Origin of the sequence: Bacillus sp. FSL W8-0645 (assembly GCF_038007905.1) — a bacterium.
GTDB classification, from domain to species: Bacteria; Bacillota; Bacilli; order Bacillales; family Bacillaceae; genus Bacillus; species Bacillus pumilus.
Window position 1 is genome coordinate 1,779,212 of sequence record NZ_JBBOYC010000001.1, and the last position, 15,700, is coordinate 1,794,911.

Annotated in this window: 13 protein-coding genes and 3 pseudogenes; 15 read left to right on the forward strand and 1 reads right to left on the reverse strand. The window is 38.3% G+C overall.

All coding sequences use genetic code 11. The annotated features are described in order from the left end of the window. Window positions 1–265 precede the first annotated feature (265 nt). From spoVK to NST39_RS08980, 14 genes and pseudogenes are all read left to right on the forward strand, one after another. A complete protein-coding gene (gene spoVK / locus NST39_RS08915) occupies window positions 266–1,225 on the forward strand; it encodes a stage V sporulation protein K (protein WP_003211912.1) in 960 nt (319 codons plus the stop codon). A gap of 121 nt (window positions 1,226–1,346) precedes the next feature. After that, entirely contained in the window at window positions 1,347–2,609 is a 1,263-nt protein-coding gene (gene hflX / locus NST39_RS08920; RefSeq protein WP_217016905.1) for a GTPase HflX, read from the forward strand. A gap of 18 nt (window positions 2,610–2,627) precedes the next feature. Beyond that, a complete protein-coding gene (locus NST39_RS08925; RefSeq protein ID WP_044141654.1) occupies window positions 2,628–3,908 on the forward strand; it encodes a methionine gamma-lyase family protein in 1,281 nt (426 codons plus the stop codon). Window positions 3,909–3,998: 90 nt separating this feature from the next. Then, window positions 3,999–4,409, forward strand: a complete 411-nt coding sequence (locus NST39_RS08930) for a MerR family transcriptional regulator (protein WP_003211674.1) — start codon at window positions 3,999–4,001, stop codon at window positions 4,407–4,409. A gap of 59 nt (window positions 4,410–4,468) precedes the next feature. Next, window positions 4,469–5,803: a type I glutamate--ammonia ligase gene (gene glnA / locus NST39_RS08935; RefSeq protein ID WP_003211015.1), complete on the forward strand. Its 1,335-nt coding sequence runs from the start codon at window positions 4,469–4,471 to the stop codon at window positions 5,801–5,803. Window positions 5,804–5,947: 144 nt separating this feature from the next. After that, window positions 5,948–6,184, forward strand: a pseudogene (locus NST39_RS08940) (hypothetical protein); the annotation flags it as partial. A gap of 431 nt (window positions 6,185–6,615) precedes the next feature. Next, on the forward strand, window positions 6,616–7,026 hold the full coding sequence (locus tag NST39_RS08945) for a hypothetical protein (RefSeq protein WP_341027979.1): 411 nt from the start codon (window positions 6,616–6,618) through the stop codon (window positions 7,024–7,026). Window positions 7,027–7,030: 4 nt separating this feature from the next. Continuing rightward, window positions 7,031–7,495, forward strand: a pseudogene (locus tag NST39_RS08950) (XkdF-like putative serine protease domain-containing protein); the annotation flags it as partial. 2 nt (window positions 7,496–7,497) lie between these two features. Then, a pseudogene (locus NST39_RS08955) lies at window positions 7,498–7,674 on the forward strand (peptidoglycan-binding domain-containing protein); the annotation flags it as partial. 474 nt (window positions 7,675–8,148) lie between these two features. Further along, complete coding sequence (locus NST39_RS08960; RefSeq protein ID WP_341027982.1) at window positions 8,149–8,871, forward strand: hypothetical protein; 723 nt, start codon at window positions 8,149–8,151, stop codon at window positions 8,869–8,871. A gap of 324 nt (window positions 8,872–9,195) precedes the next feature. After that, the gene (locus NST39_RS08965; protein WP_341027984.1) at window positions 9,196–10,329 is read left to right on the forward strand and encodes a Rap family tetratricopeptide repeat protein; all 1,134 of its coding nucleotides are present in this window, start codon (window positions 9,196–9,198) and stop codon (window positions 10,327–10,329) included. 239 nt (window positions 10,330–10,568) lie between these two features. Beyond that, window positions 10,569–11,719 (forward strand): IS3 family transposase gene (locus NST39_RS08970; RefSeq protein ID WP_341027986.1). Its coding sequence is split into 2 segments (ribosomal slippage): window positions 10,569–10,842 and window positions 10,842–11,719, totalling 1,152 coding nucleotides; the frame shifts between segments, so codons are not numbered across the junction. Between the two features lie 288 nt (window positions 11,720–12,007). Next, window positions 12,008–13,939 carry a T7SS effector LXG polymorphic toxin gene (locus NST39_RS08975; RefSeq protein ID WP_341027988.1) on the forward strand — a complete coding sequence of 644 codons (1,932 nt, stop codon included), beginning with the start codon at window positions 12,008–12,010 and terminating at the stop codon, window positions 13,937–13,939. 4 nt (window positions 13,940–13,943) lie between these two features. Continuing rightward, the gene (locus NST39_RS08980; RefSeq protein ID WP_341027990.1) at window positions 13,944–14,426 is read left to right on the forward strand and encodes an antitoxin YezG family protein; all 483 of its coding nucleotides are present in this window, start codon (window positions 13,944–13,946) and stop codon (window positions 14,424–14,426) included. A 65-nt stretch (window positions 14,427–14,491) separates the two neighbouring features. On the opposite strand, the gene NST39_RS08985 is transcribed toward NST39_RS08980, so the two are convergent. Beyond that, window positions 14,492–14,953, reverse strand: a complete 462-nt coding sequence (locus NST39_RS08985) for a macro domain-containing protein (RefSeq protein WP_341027992.1) — start codon at window positions 14,951–14,953, stop codon at window positions 14,492–14,494. A gap of 200 nt (window positions 14,954–15,153) precedes the next feature. Between NST39_RS08985 and NST39_RS08990 the strand changes: the two genes are divergently transcribed. Beyond that, window positions 15,154–15,696, forward strand: coding sequence for a GNAT family N-acetyltransferase (locus tag NST39_RS08990; protein WP_341027994.1), 543 nt, complete (start codon window positions 15,154–15,156; stop codon window positions 15,694–15,696). The last annotated feature ends 4 nt before the right edge of the window (window positions 15,697–15,700 follow it).

Sequence of the window (15,700 nt, forward strand, 5' to 3'; positions counted from 1 at the left end):
ATGCGGAAATCATTGAGACTCTTTTCTGCACAATTTGTGATGAGAAAGCTACATTTTTCAAAGAAAAAACAAATTGTTGGTTTGTCCGCCTAAATGGGATGAATACAATGGAAATAGCACATCATTTCCTGGGAAACCGCAGAAATCCCTACAATATTCGGTATCTCGGGTCATTTTGACAGCAAACTTGGGCTTAAGCGGGCGATTGTCACGATTACAGCTCCACCCGAATAGAATAAAGAGAGAAGAGCGAGAGGTGAATACGTTGGAGCGAGCTGTCACATATAAAAACAACGGCCAAATCAATATTATACTTAACGGACAAAAGCAAGTATTGGTTGATGCAGATTCAGAGGCAGAATACCTGGAAGCCTTGCAGAAAAATGAGGCAAAACACAGCATCTTACGGGAAATAGAGCGTGAAATGAACAGCCTTGTCGGTATGGATGAAATGAAACGAAACATAAAAGAGATTTATGCTTGGATCTTTGTCAATCAAAAAAGGCAGGAACAAGGGTTAAAGGTAGGTAAACAAGCGCTTCATATGATGTTCAAAGGGAATCCAGGCACAGGGAAAACAACGGTTGCAAGACTTGTCGGGAAGCTTTTCTTTGAAATGAATGTCCTCTCAAAGGGTCACTTAATTGAAGCGGAACGCGGAGATCTAGTCGGGGAGTACATCGGTCATACTGCTCAAAAAACAAGAGACTTAATTAAAAAATCACTAGGCGGCATTTTGTTCATCGACGAAGCCTATTCTCTTGCCCGCGGAGGCGAAAAGGATTTTGGGAAAGAAGCGATTGATACCCTAGTAAAACATATGGAGGACAAACAGCACGAATTCATTCTCATTCTTGCTGGCTACTCCAAGGAAATGGATCATTTTCTATCATTAAACCCGGGGCTGCAATCCAGATTTCCAATCAATATCAGCTTTCCTGATTATACCGTCGATCAGCTCATGGACATTGCCAAACGGATGATGGCTGACAGAGAATATATATTTACTCAAGAAGCTGAATGGAAGCTGCGAGATTACTTAATGCACATTAAAAGCACCACGAGTCCTGCAAAATTCAGCAACGGCCGTTTTGTGCGAAACACGATTGAAAAGGCCATTCGAACCCAAGCGATGAGACTCCTGCTTGTGGATCATTATGATAAAAAAGATTTGCTCACGATTAAAAGTCACGATCTCCAAATGAAAGAGGATACGCCTACTTAAAATGGCGTATCCTTTTTATAAAGAGATACTAAAATAAACCATCCGAATAGTGGTATACGTGTGATGTGTTTGGTATGATGGTACTACTGAAAACTTAAGTACAGAAAGGAAACAACTGACGTTGAATGAACATGAAATGACAGAAAAAGCGATCCTTGTCGGCTGTCAATTGCCGCATGTCACGGATGAACGCTTTCAATACTCAATGGAAGAATTAGCTTCCTTAACCAAAACGGCTGGCGGTGAAGCTGTCAGCGTAATGACGCAGAAGAGAAATAGACAAGACAGCGCAACATATATCGGTAAAGGGAAAGTAGAAGAGCTTGAAGTGCTTTGTGAGGAATTCGAATGTGATGTCATTATTTTTAACGACGAACTGTCTCCAAGTCAGCTAAAAGCTTTGGCAACTGCCTTAGATGTGAAAATTATCGATCGGACACAATTGATATTAGACATCTTTGCAAAAAGAGCCCGGACAAGAGAAGGGAAGCTGCAAATAGAGCTTGCCCAGCTTCAGTATGCCTTGCCGAGACTAAGCGGACAAGGGATCAGCCTCTCAAGACAAGGTGGCGGAATTGGCGCAAGAGGTCCAGGTGAAACAAAACTTGAAACAGATAGACGTCATATTCGAAACCGTATTCACGAAATTAATGGACAATTATCTACAGTCAAAGAACACCGTACAAGATACCGGGAACGCCGGAAGAAAAATGGTGTGTTTCAAATTGCCATTGTTGGGTATACGAATGCCGGAAAATCTACTTTGTTTAACCAATTAACAGATGCAGATAGTCATGAAGAAGATCTGCTGTTTGCGACACTTGATCCAATGACACGTAAGATGACATTAGCATCTGGCTACAGTGTGCTGATTTCAGACACCGTTGGTTTTATCCAAGACCTCCCAACAACACTCATTGCGGCATTTCGTTCCACTCTTGAAGAAGTGAAGGAAGCTGATTATTTGCTTCATGTCATTGATTCTTCTAATGAGGATTACGAAGGTCACGAACGGACGGTTCATGAGCTTTTAGAGGAATTAGAAGCAGATCGTATTCCAATGCTGACGGTTTATAACAAAGAAGATCAAATCAGACCAGACTTCATCCCATCTTCAAAGCATCGTCATCTGTTAATCAGTGCGAGACGCGAAGAAGATGTGAAGCGGTTAAAAGAAGATATCATGGCTGAACTGAAAAAAGCCTTTTTAAAGCCATACCATGTGAAGATTCCAGCGTATGAAGGAAAGCTCATCTCCGCATTAAAATCAGAAACGCTCGTGGAATCACTAGAATTTCAAAAAGAAGCAGAACTTTATGACATCACCGGGTTTAGCGGTGAGGAGCAGACCATATTAGGTCAAATCAAGAAGTATATGTTGTAAGAAAGGAATTAAATCAAGATGTTTCATACATTAAAACACGGCAGTATTTTAGAAAAAGTAGCAGCAGAAACAGAACAAGATATTTTACACATGCATCAGCAAATTGATCAAAAGAGCGAACAAAATGAGTGGCGGGTGCTTGAAAGCTACCGAAAGCATAGAGTCAGTGACTCTCACTTTAATCCAACAACTGGATATGGCTACGATGATATGGGAAGAGACACTTTAGAAAAAATTTATGCGGACGTCTTCGGGGGAGAAAGCGGCCTTGTGCGTCCGCAGATCATTTCCGGCACACATGCGATTTCCATTGCGTTATTTGGTGTGCTAAGACCTGGTGATGAATTAATCTATATGACGGGAAAACCATACGATACGCTAGAAGAAATTGTAGGGATTCGCGGCAAAGAAGGGACAGGCTCATTAAAAGACTTCCAGATTGATTATAAGGCCATTGATTTAAGGCAAGATGGATCCGTCGATTATGACAAAGTAAAAGAGTCGATCTCCTCTAAAACAAAAATGATCGGCATTCAGCGTTCGAAAGGTTATGCGTCAAGACCTTCCTTTACAATAGAAGAAATCGAGCAAATGATTTCATTTGTAAAAGAGATCAATGAAGAAATCATTGTGTTTGTGGACAACTGTTATGGTGAATTTACTGAATTACAAGAGCCATGTCATGTGGGAGCGGATCTTATGGCGGGTTCACTTATTAAAAACCCGGGCGGCGGGCTTGCCAAAACAGGCGGCTACATCGTTGGAAAAGAAAAATGGGTCGAAGCTTGCTCTTATCGAATGACATCTCCGGGCATCGGCAGTGAAGCGGGTGCCTCGCTGTATGCGCTCCAAGAAATGTATCAAGGATTTTTCTTAGCACCGCATGTTGTGGCACAAAGCTTAAAGGGTGCGGTGTTCACGGCTCGTTTTCTTGAGAAGCTCGGGTTCCAAACGAACCCAGCGTGGAATGCGAAAAGAACGGATTTAATTCAATCCGTCGAATTTGGCGATCCTAACAAAATGATTGCATTCTGTCAGGCGATTCAATATGCATCTCCGATCAACAGTCACGTCACACCGCATGCAAGCTATATGCCGGGATACGAGGATGATGTCATTATGGCAGCGGGCACCTTCGTCCAAGGAGCTAGTATCGAGTTATCAGCCGATGGACCGATCAGACCTCCTTATACAGCCTACGTTCAAGGCGGACTCACGTATGCCCATGTGAAAAATGCGATTTGCAGTGCTGTAGATGCCTTATTGGAACAAGGTTTTATCGACATACCTGCTCGATAAAAAATCCATGTTAATATTCCTAACATATTGTTGACACATAATATAACATGACATATAATAAATTTAAGCAAAGAGGAGGAGACAGTTGAGATGAGTGATAACATTCGCCGCTCAATGCCTTTATTCCCAATTGGGATTGTCATGCAGCTAACAGAATTATCTGCAAGGCAAATTCGCTATTATGAGGAAAATGGTTTAGTATTTCCAGCAAGAAGTGATGGGAATCGCCGATTATTTTCTTTCCATGATGTTGATAAATTACTAGAAATTAAAAATCTCATCGAACAAGGTGTAAACATGGCAGGAATCAAAAAACTTTTTGCCAAAGCTGAGGCAGAACATCCAGCGTCTGATGCAAAGACCGAGGAGAAAACCACAGCCAAGCACAACTTGACAGATGATGAACTCAGGAAGCTACTGAAGAAGGAACTCATTCAGGCTGGACGTTTCCAACAAGGAACGACCTTTAGGCAGGGGGATATGTCAAGGTTCTTCCGTTAACCAATTAGCAAAAGCATTGCTATACAATTTTACCTTTTGTAGGGGAGGAGTTTTACGAAATGGCAAAATACACAAGAGAAGATATCGTAAAATTAGTAAATGAGGAAAACGTAAAGTACATCCGTCTGCAATTTACAGACATTCTCGGAACGATTAAAAATGTTGAAATTCCTGTGAGCCAGTTAGAAAAAGCTCTCGATAACAAATGTATGTTTGACGGTTCATCTATTGAAGGCTTCGTACGTATTGAAGAATCAGATATGTATCTATACCCAGATCTCAACACATTTGTTATTTTCCCTTGGACAGCAGAAAAAGGTAAAGTTGCACGCTTTATTTGTGACATTTACAAGCCGGACGGGACGCCATTTGATGGAGACCCGCGTAATAACTTAAAGCGTGTCTTAAAGGAAATGGAAGACCTAGGATTTAGTGATTTCAACCTTGGACCTGAGCCAGAATTCTTCTTATTTAAATTAGATGAAAAAGGCGAGCCAACGCTTGAATTAAACGATAAAGGTGGATACTTTGACCTTGCACCAACAGATCTAGGCGAAAACTGCCGCCGTGATATCGTGCTTGAGCTTGAAGAAATGGGCTTTGAAATTGAAGCGTCTCACCACGAAGTAGCACCTGGACAGCATGAAATTGACTTCAAATATGCAGGCGCCATCCGTTCTTGTGATGACATTCAAACGTTCAAACTCGTTGTCAAAACGATTGCGAGAAAGCACGGTCTTCATGCGACATTCATGCCAAAACCATTGTTCGGTGTAAACGGATCAGGTATGCACTGTAACCTATCATTATTCAAAAATGGTAAAAACGCATTCTTTGATGAAAAAGCAGATTTACAATTAAGCGAGACTGCTAGACACTTTATCGCGGGTATCGTCAAGCACGCAACAAGCTTTACAGCGGTCACAAACCCAACGGTGAACTCTTACAAGCGTCTTGTGCCTGGTTATGAAGCACCTTGCTATGTGGCATGGAGTGCACAAAACCGCAGCCCATTGATCCGTATCCCTGCATCACGCGGCATCAGCACACGTGTAGAAGTACGCAGCGTAGACCCATCTGCAAACCCATACCTTGCACTAAGCGTATTACTTGCAGCAGGTCTTGACGGAATCAAAAACAAACTAGACGCACCAGCACCAATCGACAGAAACATCTATGTCATGGACAAAGAAGAGCGCCTTGAAAACGGCATCGCTGACCTACCTGCAACACTTGCAGAAGCACTTGAGCTGCTGAAATCAAACGAAGTCATGGTCAACGCACTAGGCGATCACTTATTCGAACACTTCATCGAATCAAAAGAAATCGAATGGGATATGTTCCGCACCCAAGTACACCCATGGGAACGCGATCAGTATATGTCTCAGTATTAATCTCGAGAAACCCCTTGGAGCCATTGGCTTCAGGGGGTTTTTAAAAAGGATTTGGTGGTCAAATTTATAGTGACCAGAATCAAAATGAAGATTGGCCACTTTTTGACCACCAAATTCAACAGAAAATTTCAAAAGCAAACATAACTTTTAGATCAAATAAATCGATATTCACTCCATGACTCTGAGTTCGGTAAATCAAAAGTTAAATAACTTAGTGAACAGATGCAAAATGAACAGCTTGTTTTAGATAAATTCCTAAAAGATCGTGAAAACTCTAAGCGTAAAGAAGCGCTGCAATATCAGCTTGAAAAAGTCGAAAAATCAATTAACGCAAAGTATGATGATCTTATTAATGCTGAGCATGGGTTCAAGGATTTAGAAGGCTGCAGACGAAAAGAAGAAAGTATCAGCCACTATTGCTTTTATTACAAATATTCGTCATAAAGATCGAGATTGCTTTTATCAAAATGCTGAGGAAAATTTATATAAATTGATAGAACCTATGTATTTTAAGATGAATAATATAAAAAATATAAAAGATGATCACCATAAGGTTGAATCTATAAGAAAGTTTTTCAATACTTATAATCCTGAAAAAATAAATGTTTCAAAGCTTGGAAATAGAAAATTAATAAACAGATTTAGAGAAACACATTCAGCTTACAGTCACTATCTAACCGAATTTCATGATCAAAGTAAGAAATTCTTATTTCTTAAAGTTAAAAGTTTTGGAATATTTTTTAGATAAAGAGTATTGGAAGCTCTTTGAAGCTATATATAAGGATCACAATTATTTCAAGAGAACTGTCGACATGAATTATCTGTTCCGCTTTTTTTATAGAATCTCTATTTTTATTGAAAGTACGTTCTTTGCTATTAGCTGGAAAGTAGTTGCAGTTATCATTTTTGCAATGATGGATGAATTTTCAAAGGAAAGCATATGGATTGAAGATTTTAAACTAAAGGTACTATATCTACTATTATTTTTCTGTATTTCGCAATTGATTCTATATATATCTTCGCTGATTAACTTGGCTGTTGCAGATGACATAAAACAAAAGAAAACTTTCTACGATTATTTAATACTGTGCTTAACTTATTTGTGGAAAAAGGTTTCATTGAAATGTCGAGAGCTAAAAAGAGAGAAGGCTATTCGTGAAGAAGAAAGGGAAAGCATGGAGCTCTTAGAAGAAAACGATGAAACTGAAACTGAAAGAGGGTGAAAATATGCCACGAGAATTGATAAATGCAAAAATCACACACGTTTCATATGTGAACAAGGCTGCTAATCAAAAGCAGTTCTTTTTTATGAAATCAGAAAAGCAGCCAGACTTTCAAAAAGAAATCAAGGTCATTGCCAAAGCAGATGATGCACAGCATCTTGTGTACGTTATTGTATACGAACCAAACGTAGCAGATGCACATGGGCCGGCGGAGATTGAAAAAGCCGCTCATGGGTTCCTGAAGGATGCAAGTGAGATCGACAAGCAGCATGATTTCCAAGGCGGTGTCGGGGAAGTCGTTGAATCGTACATTGCTCCGTCTGACTTTGAAATGGGCGATGAGCTGATCAAGAAAGGATCGTGGGTCCTTGTGACAAAGGCTTCCGATGAAATCTGGGAACAGATTCAAAAGGGTGAGATCACCGGATACTCAATGGCCGGAACAGCGGATATAGGTAAGCAACAGCGTGAGCTCTAGCGGAGGTTTACTACTACCTGGATAAAGAAGCAAAAAACAACGGTGTTGATGGATACTGTGGACCAAAAACAGCAAATTCAATAAAACGATTCTAATTGATGCATGGTCTTGCTGCTGACGGTATTTATGGACCGAAGACAAAAGCAGGTCTTCAAAAAGCATTGAAATAAGTAAAACCACTGTCCTTTTTAAGATGGGGAATTTTTTTGTTTGTTGATTAGTAACATCGAACAAGTAAACTTTCTAAAATATTGTTAAATATCTAAAGCATTTTCACCAATTAAAAACATACATATACCTATATAAATTCAAGATTTTTATTGTTAAAATAAGGTTTAATAAGGAATATCCTAGTGTAATTACTTTTTTTAACAAAAATATTTAAAATGTTCTCTTTGCCTGAGATAATCAAATAAAATGAATAGTGATAGGGGGTGTATGTTTGCCGGAAAAAGTTGAAAATTCATTTGTTTAAATCCCTTTTGATTAATTCGACCTAATGAATATATTGTCTTTTATACCATAATATTCTATAATAATATATAAATGTAGAATATAGACCTACAAGATCGTTAAAGTGTTGATTATCAAATTACGAGTCCGGGTCGTAATTTTTTAATAATACAATTCAAAGGGGAAACAAAATGAAGAGATTTATAACAAGATTGAAAGTCTTTGTTGCTGTCTTATTATTGTTTGCGATCACACCCATTGTAGCAACCGCAGAAGAAACTAACGATCAGGATTTAACGTTTGAAAAAGCAACGGATATTGTAACAAATGAAGACATAGAAAACTACAAGGCTTTAAGTGAAGAAGAGATCATTGATCGAAAGACAGCGATTAGTGAGGGTTATGCTGAAGGTGATGTTTTATCAAAAGAAGATACCTTATTTTTACTAACTGAATCAATTGTTGAACGTCAAGATCAAAACGGAGAGCTTTCAACTCTAGCTGGTAAATCATCAAGAAGTTTTAGTACCTCAAGAAAGAAATATGGAACAAAAGTAACTTTAAAAGGCACAATGTATCAAAATATTGCGTTCGTTGCAGGAACATCATCGTTTCGTGGAAATATTAAAGCAACACGAAACAGTGGGAAGCTCAAGCAGATCACCCTACTTACTTACCATGATTCATTCGGTGTCGTAGGATGGAACGGAGGGTGGCCATCTGTTGGTAAAGTATATGGTGGAAAAGTCAGTAATAAAAAAGTTGCCAATGCCAAAACATATGCAATGGATAAAACGCATCGTTACAATTCCGTTTTGCCTGTCTACACTACTATGTGGACAAAGGCAGCTGTGAAAACAAAGTCAGGAAATGCCTATGATGTAGCTTCTAAAACTTGGACTAGATGGCATTAATCCTTAATGAAAGGAGATAGTAAATATGCCTTGGAATACAATTATCACTGCCGGTCTATTTGTTGTGATACCTGTAGTCATTATCACAGCAGTAGTTTACTTTATTAAAAGAAAGAACACCAAAACATCTAATAGTTGATTACTTTAAAAGAGCCGTTCATATTAATTCGGCTCTTTTTTATATTAGCTATTCAAAATTGCTCCCCAATAAGGCTTTACTATATCAAAACGCCCTAACTTTTGCGGTTTCTTTTCGGTGTGGAATTATTTCTAAAATGATAATATATGTCATTATAGGGAATAGTAAGGAAGGGGTAGGGTCTTATGGAGAAAGTGCTTTCTTCTCATGTCGGGTTGAAAATCAATGAATGGTATTACCATATTCAAAGATTTAACGTGCCGGATGCCGAAGCGTATAAGGAAGAAATAAAATCTTTGCTCGATAATATGGAGGAAAACCAGGATTTATTATTATATTACTCTCTTATGGAATTCCGACATAAATTAATGTTGGATTATTTGAATCCATTGGAAAATGGAAAAGAGCGTGCCAATTTTAGGGATTTAGCAATGAAGATTAAAAAGGATCAAGAGAAATTAACAGGCTTGCTTGATTATTATTTTAACTTTTTCTACGGCATGTACGAATTTGAAAACTATGAATACCTCAACGCCATTACATTCTACAAACGAGCAGAAAAAAAGCTATCTCTTGTAAGTGATGATATTGAACGTGCCGAATTTAATTACAAGATGGCTGAAATCTATTACCACATGAAACAAAACCACATGTCCATGCACCATATAGCCCAAGCAATAGAATGTTATCGTGAAAAAGATACTTATACTGTTAGACAGATACAGTGTTCCTTTGTCATTGGATTAAACTATATAGATATGGGCTGCCCCGAAAAAGCAAAGCCTCATTTTGAACACGCACTAGAAAAAGCAACGGATAGCGACACCAAAAGATTAGAAGGATCAGCGCTGTATAACTTAGGATTAAGCTATTTCCACAATGATGAAATAGCTGCTGCAATAAAATATATAAATGACTCGATCAACGCTTTTAAAGAACGAGGATATGAGCATTTTAACAGAATACTTGATCCTTTAAGTATGCTTGTAAGGTCATATTTTCAATCTCATGAAAACGATCTAGGCATATACGCTCTCAACCAGGGCATAGAATTGGCTGAAAAATTAAATGATGACGTGATGCTTAAAGTATTCACTTTTTACAAGGCGCTTTATGTGAAGAAAGATTATGATAAAGTGTTGAGTGATACCGAATATTTAACCGAAAGAGGAATGTATGCAATTCTTGAAGAATTATCGAAAGATGCAGCTAGAAGGTATAAAACAGTAGGAGATAAAGACAAGGCGTCGAACTTCTATGAGAAGGTTCTTTACTTCCAACAATTAATAAAAAGGAGCGATTGCCTTTATGAAATTTAAGTCAGTAGTTGCAACCCTCATCATTATTGGCACTTTGAGCACGCTTGGTTATTTCGTCTTTTCACAAAACCATGAAGAAGCTATCAGAGGACACACATCAAGTATCGGTTATGATAAATTCCATTAGAAAAAAGCCCTTTTTAGGGAACTGACCCCATAAGATGAGACAAATAAAAAACACCTTCAAGTTTGAAAATGGATCGTTGTGATCCGAAATAAAACATGGAGGTGTTTTTTCTATGGGGACAAGAGTGAGTTATCCGGTTGAAGTCAAACAGAAGGCTGTAGAAATGAGATTGGCAGGCGTACCTATGAAAGAGATCATGCAGAAATTGAATATCAAGAATAAGACGCAGGTTCAGACATGGGTGAGGTGGCATAAGGCTGGGGATACACACCGGTTCGAACAGCCTGTTGGAAAACAATATACCTACGGAAAGGGTCCCGAGTACTCTTCCGAATTAGAGAGACTGCAGGCAGAAAATCGCTATTTGAGTCAACAGAATGAAGTGTTAAAAAAGTACAACGAATTGGAAAGGAAGTTGATAAGGAAACGTCAATCAAACTGGTAGAAGAATTTCACAAAACGATGACGGTACAGGACATCTGTGTCCATTTAGGCGTCTCACGCGCTTCGTATTATAGATGGAAAAAGAATCTGACTCAGAATCATTCTAAAAGACAACTAGAGAAACAGATCGGCACGTTGTGCCGAGAGAACAAGTATCGATATGGATACCGAAAAATCACAGCCATACTAAAAAGGAGAATGCGTATTAACCATAAAACTGTTCAACGTATCATGCAGAAAAACCAGTGGCAATGCCGGGTTAAAATGAAAAAGCGTAAGAAGAATGGGCAGCCCTATGCCGTGGCCGGTAATATACTGGATCGGAACTTTCAGTCTGATCGCCCTCTTGAAAAACTAGTAACGGACATCACGTATTTGCCTTATGGACAGAAACAATTGTACCTTTCCAGTATATTGGATTTATATAATGGAGAAGTGATTGCTTTTACGATTGGTGATAAGCAGGACACAGACTTTATCTTAAACACACTTAATCAGCTCCCAGCACTGCCTGAGAATTGCGTGTTACATAGCGATCAAGGTTCTGTGTATACATCTTACGAGTATCAGAAAGCTGTTCATATAAAAGGCATTACCATGAGCATGTCCCGTAAAGGGACGCCCGCTGATAATGCCTCCATCGAATCGTTTCATTCCTCACTAAAGTCTGAAACGTTCTATCTTAACAGGATTGACCGCACTACGACCAGCATCGTAGAACGCACTGTCAAAGAATACATTTATTATTATAACAACATTCGTATTCAAACGAAACTAAACAACCAATCACCGATAAACTATCGGCAATTGGCTGTATAAAGGTGTTTTGATCCCTGTCTCAAAAACGGGGGTCAGTCCCTAGGGGGCTTCTTTTTTATTTGAACATTATTTTTCTAAAATCCTTGAATCTACAATCCTTTTTCTTTTCCCCGTTGCTTTATTGAATGATTCAAGGATATACAAAAATGTGTTGTCGGTACATGGTTTAACATTAATTATGTTTTCCCTACTGTTGTAATTGGTTAAAAAACAATAAAGTGGATTAAAGTGTCAGGATCCTTATGGTATTCTAGTAAAAGAATATTCCATAAAAGGAGTCTTTTTTATATGAAAATATTAGATGCTCCATCTTTACTATCAGCTGTCGAACAGAGGTCAAAGGCCTATCATAAGCTTCAAGAAGAGATGAAACTTGTGAAAAAAGCATTAAAAGGTGTATCGGGATTAGGTGATGAGTTTACTGGAAAAGGTGCAGATAATATCAAAGCTTTTTATAATGATCTTGCACTATACGCAGACACTTATCTTGATTTTATCGATATGCAAAAGGCTTTTTTAGATGGAGTGAAAGGAAAGCTGGATGATGAATCATTAGGCGGGAGTACATTTATTGATGAGCACTTCTTAGACGCTCAATTGAAGCAAGGCATTCAGAACAATAAAGATATGGTTAAGGAACAAAAAGAAGCCCTTACGGCTATTTTTGACGATGTCAGTGATCTAATTGAATTGCAGACGTTTTCCAGCAAAGAGGTAGATGAGCATTTAGATGATGCGAACGAAGAAAGAAAAGATGCGATTGAGGCATTACATAAAATAGACCATGATCTAAAAACAGAATACGCAAAGTCAGAAGCGATTGAAAAACATCTTGCAACTTTTTATTCAAAAATGATGGCTGCTACAGGACAAGGTAAGAACGCTCAGCCCATGTATTATGATGCAAAGGCATTTCATGAGACAGATGTGTACAAGAATCATGATAAAATCGATGCACAGGTGAAAGCATATTTAAAAGTGAAAAAAGAAGAAAAAGAGAAACGAAGAATCAAAGAATTGAAAGAAAAGCTCAATGATCCTTCGTGTATATCAGAAGCGAAATACTTTGAGATTGTAGATGAAATTGGATATGAAAATCTTTCTTACGATCAAAAAATGTATTACAGCCAGCTGCTCCAAATCAAAGCGCAGGAAGAAGCATCAGAGGTATTCGTTGATAGTGTAAAAGGTGCTGCTGTTGGTCTATATGATGTGGCCAAAGATACAGTAGTTGGCATTTACGATCTTGTAACAGACCCTGGGGGTGCCGTTGAATCGGTCGTTACGGCTGTTTCTCATCCAATTGAAACATCGAAAGCGATTGGAAAATCGATTTCAGACTCATTCCAAAAAGAAGTCATAGATGGTGATGCGTATTCTCGTTCACACTGGTTCGCCTATGCGACTGGTTCTCTAGCCGAAATCGTCTTTGGTTCTAAAGGGGCAGGAGCCATTACAAAAACAGGAACAACAGCGGCGAAAACAACAGTGAAGAAAGGGCTTGAACAAGGAGCAAAATCATTAGACAGAGTCTTTATTCCGAATCTATTGCCGTACTCACCAAAGTTTCAAATGGCTGGTGGACCGAAGCTACCATATAACGTTTTTGACGGCGAAAATCTCAAAAATAAACTCCTCTCCATGGCAAAGCGTCTAGACAACAACTCAGGATACGGAATCTCTCAGACAGGCAGACGATTACCAGCACCTAAATCACCACCGGCTGTTGTCAGTTACGGAGATCACTATGTAAGATGGAAACGTAAAAAAGTATTAAAACCAAATGTCGTTTATTCAACAAAGCAAGGGTACACCTACACAACCGACCACTACGGAAGGATTGTCAAAGTCGAAGCAAGTGATTTAAAATACGGAGAGGTCAAAAGAAACCAATACGCTCAATCTAATTCAGGTAAGCCAGATCGATTATTGGATGATGATGGTGGGCATTTAATTGCGTCAATTTTTAAAGGTTCAGGTGATATTGATAACCTGCTTCCGATGAATTCACAGATTAATCGTAGTGGTGGGAAATGGTATCAGATGGAGCAGGAATGGTTGGCAGCCTTGAGGAAAGATCCACCTGAGACAGTGTCAGTTTCTATAGAAAGCATTAGATATGAAGGAGATTCTATGCGACCAACTTTATTTAAAATTAAGTATAAAATTGGAGATCGGAGAGTTAAAAAGGTATCGATTGAAAATAAGTCAGGAGGTTAATTCAATGGATATGGAACCATCGAATGAAGTTTATCAAGAAATTTTGAATACAATAAATGAAATAATACCTGTTGATTGGGAGAATGTTTTGCTATATGCGGAAATTCTGGATGACTCTCGTGAAGTTTATTTTTTCTTTAATACAAACAAACAACAAGAATATATTTATTCTCATGATATTCCTGATATATTTGAGGTCAGTGAAAATATATATGATGACTTATTAATTAATTTACAGGATTCTTTTAAGAAACTCAGAGATGAATTTAAAATTAACGAGCAAAAAGCTTGGACAAATTTAACGCTGAAAATCAAGAATAGGAATCAATTTGCCATTGATTTTAATTATGATGATGTATTGAACTCTCATTACAATACCTATCAACGAATGGCTATTTGGGAATATGAAAATTTGGGATATCTCCCTGAAGATGAGGAAGATAAAGAAGCTGTATTAAATTATTTAAAAAATAAAGACAACAACTAACGCACAAAACCCTCCAAATTAAGGAGGGTTTTTGTCATATATGTTTCATAAAAACCTCATTTCCATTATTTAAACCGATAAACCGTCACTTCACAATCACCCATTACTTCTTCCATCATCTCTTCAACAATCGCCCAATCGCCGCCCGCCAGTCCGCAGCCGATCCCGTAAGGAATGGCGATGGAAGTTTGGTTTTTCTTTTCATTTGAATGGGTCAAAGTGTCTTTTAGGCTTTGTAAGCAGCTGCGTAAAGCATCGTAATCCGTTTGCATTCTTTTTCTTCCATACCCAGCGTGGGCAAATAAGTTGGCAATAGTTTTTCCGTCAGTTGTTTTGATGAGTTGAACGGAGCTTAACAAGTCATCTCCATGTTCTGTACATAATTGTTTATACTCTTTGTGCACATTGGGATATTTGCTTTTGATTTGTTTGGCTAATCCAGCACCCATGACCCCTTTACAGTTCACCTGGTGACAGATGATGTCTTCACTTGCCTCTAAAATGTTGCCATCCACTGTTTTGATCATATCGTGTAACCCCTTTTTCATAAAATAGAAACTTATGTTCTATTTTATCAGTTTTAATCAAATGATTTAATAGCAAAATGCTTTTTATGAGTTTCATTTATTGAAGACAGTTTACAACAACTTGATTGTCAAAACTTGCTCATGTCATCTAAAATATGGAGAGACTAGAAAATACGAAATGATGCAAAGAGGAGTTATTTATGAATCAATTAGAAACGAATCGTTTAATTCTTAGACCGTTTTGCAATGAAGATGCGGCAGGGATGCTTGAGTACTTGTCTAATCCAAGAGTAAATTGTTTTCTCGCTGATCGAATTTCTTCATTAGAAGAAGCTTTGGCTATAGTGCAAAAGAGAAAAAAAGACCATTCATATGTAGCGGTTTGTTTGAAAGAAAACCAACAGATTATCGGTGAGTTGTTTCATTTAAAAGAGGAGCCTGATACGTATTCAATCGGCTGGAATTTCAATGCTGCATATGAAGGGAAGGGGTATGCACGAGAGAGTGCTGAAGCATTTTTGTCCTATTTATTTGTAGAAAAGGGAGCAAGGCGGCTTTATGCCTATGTAGAAGATGATAATGTCCGTTCGCAGGCATTATGTGAGCGATTAGGCATGCGGAGAGAAGGCCTTTTTCTTGAGTTTATTTCATTTACTACATATGAGGATGGCACCCCTAAATATGAAAACACGTACCAATATGCTTTACTAAAAAAGGAATGGGAGCAGCGTCATTCTCTATAGAGCA

Bases quoted from the DNA above. Each gene is read 5' to 3' on its own strand.
- NST39_RS08925 (WP_044141654.1), top strand. From the start codon at position 2,628: ATGTTTCATACATTAAAACACGGCAGTATTTTAGAAAAAGTAGCAGCA.
- NST39_RS08930 (WP_003211674.1), top strand. From the start codon at position 3,999: ATGAGTGATAACATTCGCCGCTCAATGCCTTTATTCCCAATTGGGATT.
- glnA (WP_003211015.1), top strand. From the start codon at position 4,469: ATGGCAAAATACACAAGAGAAGATATCGTAAAATTAGTAAATGAGGAA.
- NST39_RS08945 (WP_341027979.1), top strand. From the start codon at position 6,616: ATGAATTATCTGTTCCGCTTTTTTTATAGAATCTCTATTTTTATTGAA.
- NST39_RS08960 (WP_341027982.1), top strand. From the start codon at position 8,149: ATGAAGAGATTTATAACAAGATTGAAAGTCTTTGTTGCTGTCTTATTA.
- NST39_RS08965 (WP_341027984.1), top strand. From the start codon at position 9,196: ATGGAGAAAGTGCTTTCTTCTCATGTCGGGTTGAAAATCAATGAATGG.
- NST39_RS08975 (WP_341027988.1), top strand. From the start codon at position 12,008: ATGAAAATATTAGATGCTCCATCTTTACTATCAGCTGTCGAACAGAGG.
- NST39_RS08980 (WP_341027990.1), top strand. From the start codon at position 13,944: ATGGATATGGAACCATCGAATGAAGTTTATCAAGAAATTTTGAATACA.
- NST39_RS08985 (WP_341027992.1), bottom strand. From the start codon at position 14,953: ATGATCAAAACAGTGGATGGCAACATTTTAGAGGCAAGTGAAGACATC.
- NST39_RS08990 (WP_341027994.1), top strand. From the start codon at position 15,154: ATGAATCAATTAGAAACGAATCGTTTAATTCTTAGACCGTTTTGCAAT.